The sequence below is a fragment of the Streptomyces sp. NPDC058579 genome (assembly GCF_042718575.1).
In the GTDB taxonomy this organism is placed as follows: domain Bacteria; phylum Actinomycetota; class Actinomycetes; order Streptomycetales; family Streptomycetaceae; genus Streptomyces.
In genome coordinates, this window is the sequence record NZ_JBHXPI010000012.1 from 19,883 (window position 1) to 32,332 (window position 12,450).

10 protein-coding genes are annotated in these 12,450 nt (G+C 71.4%); 6 read left to right on the forward strand and 4 right to left on the reverse strand.

Annotated features, from left to right (window positions below):
- Positions 1 to 95: 95 nt before the first annotated feature.
- Positions 96 to 359 (reverse strand): WhiB family transcriptional regulator, encoded by a 264-nt coding sequence (locus tag ACFWRO_RS16865; RefSeq protein WP_015033978.1) that lies wholly within the window; start codon positions 357 to 359, stop codon positions 96 to 98.
- A 666-nt stretch (positions 360 to 1,025) separates the two neighbouring features.
- Between ACFWRO_RS16865 and ACFWRO_RS16870 the strand changes: the two genes are divergently transcribed.
- The 3 genes from ACFWRO_RS16870 (at position 1,026) to ACFWRO_RS16880 (ending at position 4,037) form a co-directional block, all read left to right on the forward strand.
- Positions 1,026 to 1,565 carry a cysteine dioxygenase gene (locus tag ACFWRO_RS16870; RefSeq protein ID WP_384510560.1) on the forward strand — a complete coding sequence of 180 codons (540 nt, stop codon included), beginning with the start codon at positions 1,026 to 1,028 and terminating at the stop codon, positions 1,563 to 1,565.
- Between the two features lie 13 nt (positions 1,566 to 1,578).
- Positions 1,579 to 2,535, forward strand: a complete 957-nt coding sequence (cofD, locus tag ACFWRO_RS16875) for a 2-phospho-L-lactate transferase (RefSeq protein ID WP_384510563.1) — start codon at positions 1,579 to 1,581, stop codon at positions 2,533 to 2,535.
- A gap of 170 nt (positions 2,536 to 2,705) precedes the next feature.
- Positions 2,706 to 4,037, forward strand: a complete 1,332-nt coding sequence (locus tag ACFWRO_RS16880; RefSeq protein ID WP_384510896.1) for a coenzyme F420-0:L-glutamate ligase — start codon at positions 2,706 to 2,708, stop codon at positions 4,035 to 4,037.
- Positions 4,038 to 4,058: 21 nt separating this feature from the next.
- Here ACFWRO_RS16880 and ACFWRO_RS16885 read toward each other — a convergent pair whose 3' ends face one another.
- The 3 genes from ACFWRO_RS16885 to ACFWRO_RS16895 all read right to left on the reverse strand — a co-directional run bounded on the left by ACFWRO_RS16885 (position 4,059) and on the right by ACFWRO_RS16895 (position 8,020).
- Complete coding sequence (locus tag ACFWRO_RS16885) at positions 4,059 to 5,108, reverse strand: DNA-3-methyladenine glycosylase family protein (RefSeq protein WP_384510565.1); 1,050 nt, start codon at positions 5,106 to 5,108, stop codon at positions 4,059 to 4,061.
- 336 nt (positions 5,109 to 5,444) lie between these two features.
- Positions 5,445 to 6,527: a sugar phosphate nucleotidyltransferase gene (locus tag ACFWRO_RS16890; protein ID WP_384510567.1), complete on the reverse strand. Its 1,083-nt coding sequence runs from the start codon at positions 6,525 to 6,527 to the stop codon at positions 5,445 to 5,447.
- A 113-nt stretch (positions 6,528 to 6,640) separates the two neighbouring features.
- On the reverse strand, positions 6,641 to 8,020 hold the full coding sequence (locus ACFWRO_RS16895; RefSeq protein WP_384510569.1) for a peptidoglycan recognition protein: 1,380 nt from the start codon (positions 8,018 to 8,020) through the stop codon (positions 6,641 to 6,643).
- Positions 8,021 to 8,158: 138 nt separating this feature from the next.
- Between ACFWRO_RS16895 and ACFWRO_RS16900 the strand changes: the two genes are divergently transcribed.
- From ACFWRO_RS16900 to ACFWRO_RS16910, 3 genes are all read left to right on the forward strand, one after another.
- A complete protein-coding gene (locus ACFWRO_RS16900; RefSeq protein WP_384510572.1) occupies positions 8,159 to 8,911 on the forward strand; it encodes a TIGR03089 family protein in 753 nt (250 codons plus the stop codon).
- Positions 8,912 to 9,140: 229 nt separating this feature from the next.
- Positions 9,141 to 10,385: an LCP family protein gene (locus ACFWRO_RS16905; RefSeq protein ID WP_384510575.1), complete on the forward strand. Its 1,245-nt coding sequence runs from the start codon at positions 9,141 to 9,143 to the stop codon at positions 10,383 to 10,385.
- A gap of 268 nt (positions 10,386 to 10,653) precedes the next feature.
- Positions 10,654 to 12,417 carry an LCP family protein gene (locus tag ACFWRO_RS16910; RefSeq protein ID WP_384510578.1) on the forward strand — a complete coding sequence of 588 codons (1,764 nt, stop codon included), beginning with the start codon at positions 10,654 to 10,656 and terminating at the stop codon, positions 12,415 to 12,417.
- The last annotated feature ends 33 nt before the right edge of the window (positions 12,418 to 12,450 follow it).

Genomic DNA, 12,450 nt, shown 5'->3' on the forward strand with positions numbered 1-12,450 from the left:
CGGGTGGGTCGTGCCGTGTGGGCCGCGCCCGGTGGGTCGTACCGGTCGGCGGTGCCCGTGGTGCCGGCGGTGTCCGTGGTGCCGAAGCCGTCGGGTCAGACGGCGGCCTTCTTCAGGCGGCGACGTTCTCTTTCGGACAGACCGCCCCAGATCCCGAACCGTTCGTCGTTCTGGAGGGCGTACTCCAGGCATTCGGAGCGGACCTCACAGGCGAGGCAGACCTTCTTGGCCTCGCGGGTCGAGCCGCCCTTCTCGGGGAAGAAGGACTCGGGATCGGTCTGGGCGCACAGCGCGCGCTCCTGCCAGCCGAGTTCCTCGTCCGCGTCCTCGACCAGCAGTTCCTGGAACAACTCGGTCATGTGCGCCCCTCGTCTGTCTTCGCGTCCCCGTGATGTTGCCGTCACCGATTCCGGCCGAACGACACGAGTGAAATTACAAGTTCGTGCTCTGTGCGAGTCAAGCCGGAATCTGCTATTGGGCCCGGTATTCACTCTGCGGAACCAAGGCTATGCGGAAAGTGTTCAAATCACCAAAAACCTGACACATGCCACTGGCCTGGCCGCACCGCTCCTCTCGCAGAGAGAGACGTCCGGAGCGTGGATCTTGTTGCGATCCAGCCACGGAAGCGATCCGGATCACAGTCTGATCACGAGATGCCACCCGCGTTTACGGGCTCGGATGTTGCGCGATGTCTCCTGCTCGGCGCCTGAACAAACCTTTCTCCAGGCGATGTAACCGGATGAGGTGAAACATTCCACCCAAAACGGGCATTGAGTTGACAGTCGGGTGACCCGCCCGGCACCTTTGATGCCATGTCAGCGACCTCAGCGCCCTCCGCGACCCACGCCCGTGGGTACCGCAGCGCTGTCCAGGCGCGCTGTTGCTGTTGCTGTTCAAGCTGTTGATGCCCCCGAGCTCCAGCGCCTTCTCCGCACGTCACCCGCGTTGCCCCGCGTGACCCCTTGCACGACTCCTGTGTGACCCCCCTGCACGACTTCTGTTACTGCCGAGGAACCACCGCACCCATGAACAGCGACAGCGACCTTCAGATCGCCGGCGACATCCTCGAGGTCCCCCACCTCCTGCAGCCCGCCCGCGAGCACCCCGCCACCGTGGCCGAGTTCGTCGGCCTCGCCCGCTCCATCGCCGCCGACCGCGCGCAGTGGGCCCCGCACGTCGAGTACGACGCCACCACCCGCTGGTACCACCGGCTGCGCACCGGCCCCGGCTACGAGGTCTGGCTGCTCTCCTGGGTGCCCGGACAGGGCAGCGGCCTGCACGACCACGGCGCCTCGTCCGGCGTACTGACCGTCCTCCAGGGCGAACTGACGGAGCGTACGGAGCGGGGCGTACGGAAGCTCGACGGGGGCGCGACCCGGGTCTTCGCGCCGGGGTACGTCCACGAGGTCGTCAACGACTCCCTCGAACCGGCGGTCAGCCTGCACGTCTACTACCCGGGCCTGACGTCGATGCCCATGCACGAGTCGCTGCGCGCTCAGTGCGCCCCGGTCGCCGCCCAGGCCGCCGCGGCTGCCCCGACCGCCCACGGTGTCGTACCGGCCTGACAAACTGCACCACATGCGCATTGTGGTTCTGGCCGGTGGCATCGGTGGTGCCCGCTTCCTTCGCGGCCTCAAGCAGGCCGCGCCGGACGCGGAGATCACGGTCGTCGGCAACACCGGTGACGACATCCATCTCTTCGGGCTCAAGGTCTGCCCGGACCTCGACACGGTGATGTACACCCTCGGCGGTGGCATCAACGAGGAACAGGGCTGGGGCCGTGAGGACGAGTCCTTCACGGTGAAGGAGGAGCTCGCGGCGTACGGGGTGGGGCCGGAGTGGTTCGGCCTCGGCGACCGCGACTTCGCTACGCACATCGTCCGTACGCAGATGCTGGCCGCGGGCTATCCGCTGAGCGCTGTCACCGAGGCGCTGTGCGCGCGCTGGCAGCCGGGCGTGCGGCTGCTGCCGATGTCCGACGACCGTGTCGAGACGCACGTCGCGATCGAGGTCGACGGCGAGTCGCGGGCGGTGCACTTCCAGGAGTACTGGGTGCGGCTGCGGGCGTCCGTGGACGCCCAGGCCGTGGTCGCGGTCGGCGCGGAGGCGTCGAAGCCGGCGCCGGGCGTCCTGGAGGCGATCGCCGATGCGGACGTCATCCTGTTCCCGCCGTCCAACCCGGTCGTGTCGGTCGGCACGATCCTGTCCGTGCCGGGCATCCGCGAGGCGATCGCCGAGGCGGACGTGCCGGTGGTCGGCCTCTCCCCCATCGTCGGCGACGCGCCGGTACGGGGCATGGCGGACAAGGTCCTCGCGGCGGTGGGCGTGGAGTCCACGGCCTCGGCGGTGGCCCTGCACTACGGCTCGGGGCTGCTCGACGGCTGGCTGGTCGACACGGTCGACGCGGGCTCGGTGGCGGAGGTCGAGTCGGCGGGGATCCGCTGCCGGGCGGTGCCGCTGATGATGACGGACCTGGACGCGACGACGGCGATGGCGCGCGAGGCGCTGGCGCTGGCGGAGGAGGTCCGGGGATGAGGGGGGCTGCGGATGCCGCCGTAGGCGGCTCTGACGGTGCTTCGGAGGGCTTGGGCGGTGGCTCGGGTGAGACCGGGGGCTTGGGCGGTGGCTCGGGTGAGACCGGGGGCTTGGGCGGTGGCTCGGGTGAGACCGGGGGCTCGGGCGGCTTGGGCGGTGCTTCGGAGGGCCTGGGTGGGGCTTCGGAGGGCTTGGGCAGTGGGGGTGTGCCTGGGTTTCGGGTCTGGGCTCTCTCTGGGTTGCCCGAGGTCAGGGCTGGGGACGATCTCGCCAAGTTGATCGCCTCCGTCTCGCCCGGGCTCCAGGACGGGGACGTCCTGCTCGTGACCTCCAAGATCGTGAGCAAGGCCGAGGGGCGGGTGATCGCCGCCGACGACCGCGAGGAGGCGATCGACGCCGAGACCGTACGGGTCGTGGCACGGCGCGGCACGCTCCGGATCGTCGAGAACCGGCAAGGTCTGGTGATGGCCGCCGCCGGGGTCGACGCCTCCAACACCCCCGCCGGGACAGTCCTGTTGCTGCCCGTCGACCCGGACGCCTCGGCCCGCGCGATCCGGGACGGGCTGCGGGACGCCCTCGGCGTCGACGTCGGGGTCGTCGTCACGGACACCTTCGGCCGGCCCTGGCGCAACGGACTCACCGACGTGGCCATCGGCGCCGCCGGAGTGCGCGTCCTCGACGACCTGCGCGGTGGGACGGACGCGTACGGCAATCCGCTCAGCGCCACGGTCGTCGCCACGGCGGACGAACTGGCCGCCGCCGGTGACCTCGTGAAGGGGAAGGCGAGCGGGCTGCCGGTCGCCGTCGTGCGCGGGCTGCCGCACGTCGTGGACGGTTCCTTCGAGGAGGGCGCCCGGGCGATGGTGCGCGGGGCGGCCGACGACATGTTCCGGCTCGGGACGTCGGAGGCGGTACGGGAGGCGGTGACCCTGCGGCGTACCGTCCGGGAGTTCACCGACGAGGCCGTGGACCCCGGCGCCGTACGGCGCGCGGTCGCCGCCGCCGTCACGGCCCCTGCGCCGCACCACACGACGCCGTGGCGGTTCGTGCTGCTGGAGTCGGAGGCCTCGCGGGTCCGGCTGCTCGACGCGATGCGGGACGCGTGGATCGCGGACCTGCGGCGGGACGGCAGGTCGGAGGAGTCCATCGCCAAGCGGGTGCGCCGCGGGGACGTGCTGCGGAACGCGCCGTACCTGGTGGTGCCGTGTCTGGTCATGGACGGCTCGCACCACTACGGCGACCCGCGCCGGGACGCCGCCGAGCGCGAGATGTTCGTGGTCGCGGCGGGCGCGGGCGTGCAGAACTTCCTGGTCGCGCTCGCGGGCGAGCGGCTGGGGTCGGCGTGGGTGTCCTCGACGATGTTCTGCCGTGAGGTCGTACGGGAGGTCCTCGGGATCCCGGAGGACTGGGACCCGATGGGCGCGGTCGCGGTCGGTCACGCGGCGGTGGCGCCGAAGGAGCGGGTGGAGCGGCAGGCTGGGCGGTTCATCGAGGTGCGGTGAGTCTGTGGCGTCCGTCGCCCCTCAGAGGGCCGCGATGTTGCCCGGGGTCATGCGCGGGGCCCTGCGCGGTGGGGTCTGGCCGCTGAGGAGGATGAGGCGGGCCGCGCGGTGGCGTTGGCCCGCGTACGGGGCCAGCAGTTCGAGCATGGCCGCGTCGTCGGTGGTGCGGTCGCCCGCGAGGGCGTAGCCGACGATGCCGGGCAGGTGGTAGTCGCCTACGGTCACCGCGTCCGGGGCGCCGTTGCTGCGCTGGATCGTCTCGGCGGAGGTCCAGGGGCCGATGCCGGGGATCAACTCCAGGCGCTGCTGGGCCTGTTCGGGGTCCATGGTCGCGGCTTCCTCCATGCGGGCGGCGACCTTGGTGGCGCGGAGGACGGTGGCGGCGCGTTTGTCGTCGACGCCGGCGCGGTGCCATTCCCAGGACGGGATCAGGGACCAGGTGCGGGGGTCGGGCATGACGTGGAGGCGGTGTTGCTCGCCGGGGGTGGGGCCGGGGGTGGGGCCGGGGGTGGGGCCGGGGCCGGGGGCCGGTTCTCCGTACTTGCGTACGAGCAGGCGCCAGGCTCGGTAGGCCTCCGTCGTGGTGACCTTCTGCTCCAGGATCGAGGGGATCAGCGACTCCATCACCAGGCCCGTGCGGGTCAGCCGGAGGCCTGGGCGGCGGCGGTGCGTGGCGGCGAGGAGGCGGTGGCGGGGGACGAAGGCGGTGGGGTCGTCGTCGGCGCCGAGGAGTTGGGGGAGGCGGTCGAGGAGCCACTGCGCGCCTGGGCCCCACGCTTCGGCCTCTGCCTGGCCCTCGCTCCTGCGGAGGGCGACGCGAAGGGTGCCGGGGCCTTCCGGGGTGCGGGTGGCTCGCCAGACGGAGCCGTCGGGGGTGGTGCGGAAGGTGGGGTCGCCGACGCCTCTGCGGAGGGGGCCCAGGGTGAGGCCTAGGTCCGTGGGGGCAGTGGGGGTCCAGCGGCGGGTCGCCCCGGAAGTGGGCGCGGGCGTCCTCGTGGTGGGTACGGGGATGTGGCCGCCGCGCACGGTGGTGCGGGTCGTGGGGGTACGGGGTGCGAAGCGGCCGGCCATGTGTATGAGCGTAGCCGGGCGGGTGCCGCCCGGCGGGGTGGTGCGCCCGGCCTCCGGCCGGGCTTGGATTCCCACCCGCACCACCCGTGCAGCTGAGAGGACAGAGGTGCGGGTCTTCCCGTGGGCGGTTGCCCGCCGCCGGCGGCTGCGGCTAGCGGGTGGAAAGAAGCAGTGGTGCGGGTCCCGTGGGCGGTTGCGCGCCGTCGGCGGCTGCGGGCAGCCGGTGGGAAGGAGCAGAGGTGCGGGTCCCGCGTGGTTGCTCGGCGCGCGGAAGCGCGCGGCACGGTGCCGTCGGCGGGCGGCGACGCGCGAGGCGCGCCGCCCTGCGGCTCGTCGCTACTGGTCCGAGGAGAAGCGGATCGCGCCCGGGGGGAGGGTGGTGTTGCACCAGACTCGGATGCCTTCGCGGAGTTCGTTGTCCTCGCCCACGTGCGCGCCGTCGCCGATGACCGCGCCCGTGAGGACCGTACGGGCTCCGATGCGGGCGCCCGCGCCGATCAGGGAGTCGGTGATGACCGCGCCCGGTTCGACCACCGCGCCCTCGTGCAGCGTCGAGCCCGTGATGCGGGCGCCTTCGCCCACCACCGCGCCCGCGCCGACGACCGTGCCGCCCGTGAGCTTGGCGTCCGGGGCCACGCGGGCCGTCGGCAGGACCAGGCGGTCGCCGCAGCGGCCCGGAACCGCCGGGGACGGGGCGTGGCCCAGGACCAGGTCGGCGGAGCCGCGGACGAAGGCCTGGGGGGTGCCCAGGTCCAGCCAGTAGGTGGAGTCCACCAAGCCCTGGAGGTGGGCCCCGGCAGCCAGCAGCTCCGGGAACGTTTCTCGTTCCACCGAGACCGGGCGGCCCGTCGGGATCGTGTCGATGACCGAGCGGCGGAAGACGTACGCCCCCGCGTTGATCTGGTCGGTCACGATCTCCTCGGGCGTCTGCGGCTTCTCCAGGAACGCCGTCACCCGCCCGGTCGGGTCCGTCGGGACCAGGCCGAACGCCCTCGGGTCCTCGACCCGCGTCAGGTGCAGCGAGACGTCCGCGCCCGAGGCGTCGTGCGTGGCGACGAGGGCCCGGATGTCCAGGCCGGTCAGGATGTCGCCGTTGAAGACGAGGACCGGGTCGTCCGGGCCCGAGCGCAGGCGCGAGGCGACGTTGCGGATCGCGCCGCCGGTGCCGAGCGGCTCCTCCTCGGTGACGTACTCCAGGCTGAGCCCCAGCGACGAACCGTCACCGAAGTGGGGTTCGAAGACCTCCGCGAGGTACGAGGTGGCCAGGACCACGTGGTCCACGCCCGCCGCCTTGGCCCTTGCCAGTTGGTGCGTCAGGAACGGCACGCCCGCCGCCGGGACCATCGGCTTCGGTGTGTTCACCGTCAGGGGCCGTAGCCGTGTGCCCTTGCCACCGACCAGGAGGATCGCTTCTGTCACCTGTCGTCTCTGCTTCCTGTCCGGGTCCGGTCTCATCGCCCGTCTGGGCTCGTTTCGCTCGTCTGGGCGATATGACCGGTCAGTTTATGCAGATGGTCGGACCGGCGGCCGCATCACGGCCGCCCCTGGTACTTCGCGGAGGCGGTACGGGCGCTGCCGAGCTTCCCGTAGAGGCGGGCTCCGGGGCAGGCCGTGGCGTAACCGTCACGGTGTCCGGCGATGGCGTTGAACTTGACCCTCGTGCCCTTCTTGTACCGGTTCCCTCCGCCCGAGGTGAGCGTCGACTTCCCCTTCGGATTCGCCCCGTACAGCCCCAGCTTCCATGCGGTCAGCCGCGCGATCGCCGTCGTCACGGCGGCCGGCGGAGTCTTCGAACTGAAGGTGCCGAGGACGGCGATGCCCATGCTGTTGGTGTTGAAACCGAGCGTGTGGGCGCCGAGGACCGGCTTGCCCACTCCCCCGGCGCGGCCTTCGTAGATGTTTCCGCACTTGTCGACGGCGAAGTTGTAGCCGATGTCGCGCCAGCCACTGCTCTGGGTGTGGTAGCGGTAGATACTGCGCAGGACGGAGGGCGCCTGCTTGCAGGTGTAGTTGTTGCCGGTCGCGCTGTGATGGACGAAGGCGGCCTTGATCGACTTGGTGTAGACGAAGCCCCGCTCGCGCAGCTTCTCGTTCGCCCCCCAGCCCTTGCGCGTGATGATCTTCGGGCGCGGCCCGATGTACGGCCTCGCCGCGGCGGCCGCCGGGATCACGGCCGAACCGACCGGGGCGAGCTGCGCGTTCACGGAGAACGCCGCCGCCTCCTCGATCGTCGGGCCGCGGTGGGCCGTGTGTGTGGTCTGGGACAGGGACCTGCCGTGGGTCGCGGGGGCCTTGTCGTCCAGTGCGCCGAGCCCCGGCCACTGGGCCGGTGACTCCTCCGGCGACCGCTCCTCCCCCGGGTCCACCAGTTCCAGGCGGAGGCCCGTGGGGAGCGGTTCCGTCGGCCCTCGGTCCGTACCGGTGTCGTCCGTCGGCCGTACGCGGATCTCGACGCCGTCCGAGTCGCCGACCCACAGCGGCGCGGTGGCCCCGCGGACCGCTCCCGACGCGGCCTCCGCGGTACCGGGATCGGCGCCGTGGTCGTCGTTGTGGGTCTCCAGCTCCTGCCACTCCGACCAGGTCCCGCTCCCGGTCGCCCGGGTGCGGACCTGGACCGAGCCGTGCAGGTGGGCCTGGGCGTCGTCCCAGACGACGCCGACGAGGGAGAAGGGTCTGACGTCCCTTCGGGTCAGCCCCTGCGCCGCGCCGGCGGTGCCGGGCGAGCCGACGGCCCGGCGGCCGTCCCCCAGGGGGGCGAGGGGCAGGGACTGGGTGGACCCGGCGACTTCCACGTCCGGTCTCGCGCTGTACGCGGCCGGCTTGTGCGACGCCGCCGGCGTCGCGAGGGACAACGGCAGGGCGAGCGCCGCCGCACACGTGACGGCGACCGAGGAGGCGAGGTAGGCACGCATGTAAAGGATCGTCCGTACCCCGGGCGTGTTCCGCGCGCCGGGATCGCGGCCGGAAACTGACGGCGCGTCGGTCCGACCGGAGGACGGCGTCACCGGTACGGCGGGTCCCCGCATCCCTCCCCGCGTACCCTTGCCCGCGTGAACGCCAGCGACCGCACCCCCGCCGACCTGCTGCGATCCGCGCTCGCCGCGGACCCCGCCCGCCCCTTGGTCACCTTCTACGACGACGCCACCGGTGAGCGCGTCGAATTGTCCGTGGCCACCTTCGCCAATTGGGTGGCGAAGACGGCCAATCTGCTCCAGGGCGAGCTGTCCGCCTCCCCCGGCGACCGGCTCGCGCTCCTGCTGCCCGCGCACTGGCAGACCGCCGTGTGGCTGCTGGCCTGCTCCTCGGTCGGCGTGGTCGCCGAGGTCGGCGGCGACCCGGCGGACGCCGACTACGTCGTCGCGGGACCGGACGGTCTCGACGCCGGGCTCGCCTGCTCCGGGGACCGGATCGCGCTCTCCCTCGCCCCGCTGGGCCGCCGCTTCCCCGCCGCGCCCGCCGGGTACGCGGACTACGCGGTGGAGGTACCGAGCCAGGGTGACCGGTTCGCCCCGTTCGTCCCGGTGGACGCCGGCGCGCCCGCGCTCCTCGTCGGCGGTACGGAGCTGACGGGCGCCCAGCTCGTGGAGCGGGCCCGCGCGGACGCCGAGGCCCTGGGCCTCGCCCCCGGGGCGCGGCTGCTCTCCGGCCAGCCGTACGACGGCTGGGACGGGCTCTCCGCGGGGCTGTACGCGCCGCTGGCGGCCGGGGCGTCCGTCGTCCTGTGCCGGAACCTGGACCAGCTGGCCCCCGAGTCGCTCGACAAGCGGGTGGAGAGCGAGCGCGTCACCGCGACCGCCGTGTGACGAGCGACGGCCGCGTGACGAGCGACCGCCGTGTGACCACCCGCTGACGTTCCACCCATTCCACTCGTTCCACCCATATGGCGCACCGACTCGCCGAGTCCCCGGGTCCGTGCGTCAACTCCGGTACATGATCGGCGGGTACGCACCCCTCCCGCACAACCATGCGTCCGGTTCGGCCGTCCCACTCTTCGAACGGCGGCTCCCGGGCGCGCCGCCGACGCCGTGAAGGATGGACTCAGACGTGACGGACAGTGCCGGCACGCCCGCCGAACCGGAGGCGGAACCGGAGACCGAACCCGAGGTCCCGCGCAAGCGTCACTGGTTGCGCTGGACGGCTCTCGGGTGCTCGGTGGTCGTCCTCGCCGCGGCGGGTACCGGCTGGTGGCTCTACCGCAAGCTCGACAACAACATCACCACCGACACCGACGCCGCGGCCGAACTGCGCGCGTACGACAAGGAGCGGCCGACCGCGGTCGCGATGGGCGCGCAGAACATCCTGCTCATCGGCTCCGACACCCGGACGGGGGCGGGCAACGCCAAGTACGGGAAGGACAAGGGCACCCAGCGCTCGGACACCACGATCCTGCTGCACATCGCGGCGGGGCGGTCGAGTGCGACGGCCGTGTCGATTCCGCGTGACCTGATGGTGAACATGCCGAGTTGCAAGGCGAAGGACGGAACGCGGACCGGGGAAATGTTCGCCCAGTTCAATTCCGCCTTCGAGATCGGCGGCACGGCGTGCACGATCCGTACCGTCGAGCGGCTGACCGCGATCCGGATCGACCACCACATGGTGATCGACTTCCGGGGCTTCAAGAAGATGGTCGACGCCGTCGACGGCGTGGAGATCTGCCTGAAGGAGCCGATCGACGACAAGGACGCCAAGCTGAAGCTGCCGGCCGGGCGCCAGACGCTCCGCGGGGAGCAGGCGCTGGGCTTCGTACGGGCCCGCAAGACGCTGGGCAACGGCAGCGACACGGAACGCATGGACCGCCAGCAGCAGTTCCTGGGCGCGCTGGTCAACAAGGTGCAGAGCAACGGCGTGCTGCTGAATCCGACCCGGCTCTACCCGGTCCTGGACGCGGCGACGAAGTCGATCACGACCGACCCGGGGCTCGACTCGCTGCGGGACCTGTACGACCTGGCGCGGTCGATGCGGGCGATCCCCACGGAGAAGGTGCAGTTCCTCACGGTGCCCCGGCGGCCGTATTCGTACGACGCGAACCGGGACGAACTCGTACAACCCGAAGCGGGTCAACTCTTCAAGCGGCTACGGGAGGACAAGCCCGTCACCGTCGCTCCGGGCGCCGAACCCTCGCCGTCCGCGGGCGGGGGCGGAGGCGGCGCGAGCCCGGCCGCGAGCCCGGACCCGGACCAGGTCAGCGACGGGAAGCCGGACGCCGCGAGCTCTCCGAGTACGACACCGGCGCCGACTTTCACGGGGCGCAGCGCGGCGGAGGGAGCGTGTTCCTAGGGGTGGATGAGTGGCGGAAAAGTGACCGGTGAGTAAAAGGGAGTCCAAGGAGTTCGGGGGGAGGACGGTGGCGGAAGAGGTTTGGGCAAATTGCCCAGTTGTAAGGGGCGTGGAATTTGTCACGGACGTCGCCCCACGCTGAACTGGGCGGATAGTGTGACGCGATCCGGTGCGTCCGACCGCGTGGTCGCGCACTCAACGGATCGAACGACCGAGCGCCTGCCGGGGGAGGCGCCTCGCGTGGCACCGACGGAGGATTCAAGTAACCGTGGACGCGCACAGCCGTGGACAGGCGGATGAGATCGACCCCGCCGACCAGTGGGTCCTCAACCCGCAGACAGGCAACTACGAACTGCGACTGAACCACTCCGCTGGGCAGTCCCAGCCGCAGTCGCCGTCGAAGTCCCGCCCTCGCGGGGCGACGCCTCCGGGTCCGAGAACGCCCGAGGGGTCCCGCTCCGGCCAGCGCTCCCGTACGACCGGCACGCCGACCGGCGCGCCCGCCGAGGCGCCCGTCCCCGGCCAGCGCCGCCGCCGCGCCCCCGAGGGGCCCGCGGGCGGCGTCCCGCAGCAGGGCCGGCGCAAGCGCAAGCCCGCGAACTCCCGCAAGAAGAAGGTCCTGCTGTGGACCGGCGGGACGATGGCCCTCGTGCTCGTGGGCGGTGCCGTGGGCGCGTACGCGTACTACGACCACCTCAACGGGAACATCAACAAGGTCGACGTGGTCGGCGCGCAGAGCACGGGCTTCAAGAAGGACCAGGCCGTCAACATCCTGCTGATCGGCACGGACAAGCGGACCGGCGACGGCAACGAGGGCTACGGCGACAAGAACAGCCCCGGCCACGCCGACACCACGATCCTCTTCCACGTCTCCAAGGACCGGACGAACGCCACGGCGATGTCCATCCCGCGCGACCTGAAGACCGAGATCCCCGAGTGCCAGACGAAGATGCCGGACGGGACGATCAAGACGATCCCGGGCCAGGCCGACGAGCGGTTCAACGTCAGCCTCGGCCAGTCCGACCGCGACCCGGGCTGCACGATGCGTACGGTCAAGGAGCTCACCGGGCTGACCGTCGACCACTTCATGATGGCCGACTTCAACGCCGTCAAGGAGATGACGACGGCCGTCGGCGGCGTGAAGGTCTGTCTGGTCAAGCCGGTCAAGGACAAGGACTCCAAGCTCAACCTGCCGGCCGGCGAGTCGACCATCCAGGGCGAGCAGGCCCTCGCCTTCGTCCGTACGCGCCACAGCTTCGGCAACGAGAGCGACCTCGACCGGATCAAGATCCAGCAGCAGTTCCTCTCCTCGATGATCCGGCAGATGAAGTCGGACGAGACCCTGACCAGTCCGAGCAAGCTGCTCGACCTCGCCGAGGCGGCCACGAACGCGCTGACCGTCGACTCCGGCATAGGCAGCATCGGGAAGCTCAAGTCCCTCGGCGAGGAACTCGCCAAGATCGACACGAAGAACATCACGTTCACGACGCTGCCGGTCATAGACAACCCCGCCGAGAAGATCAAGGCGACGGTCGTGCCCGACCCGACCAAGGCGCCGCAGCTCTTCGCGATGATGAAGTCCGACACCTCGCTCACCGAGGTGAAGAAGAAGCAGCAGGACGCCAAGAACGCCCAGGCCGCCCTGTTGAAGGGCGCCCGCTCCACCGCGCGCGAGGTGCGCGTCGACGTCTACAACGGCAGCGGCATCACGGGCGCCGCGCAGTCGACGATCAACTGGCTCCAGAACGAGCAGGGCGTCAGCAGGTCCACGAACAAGAGCAACGCCCCCGAGAAGGCGGCGAAGACCACGCTCGAATACGCACCGAACCAGGCCGATCAGGCCCGCAAGCTCGCGGACATGATGGGCCTGCCCGCCACGGCGCTCAAGCCGGGCACGCAGAACGCCGAGGCGCTCGCACCCATGACGCTCGTCCTCGGTTCCGACTTCAAGGGCGCGGGGGTGCCCATCACCGGTCCGGCGAAGGCGCCGGAGGGTGCTCAGACCGCAGACAAGAAGGTGTGCGCCGAGTGACCCGGAAACACCGGGCTTCGGCGCGCTCCTGAG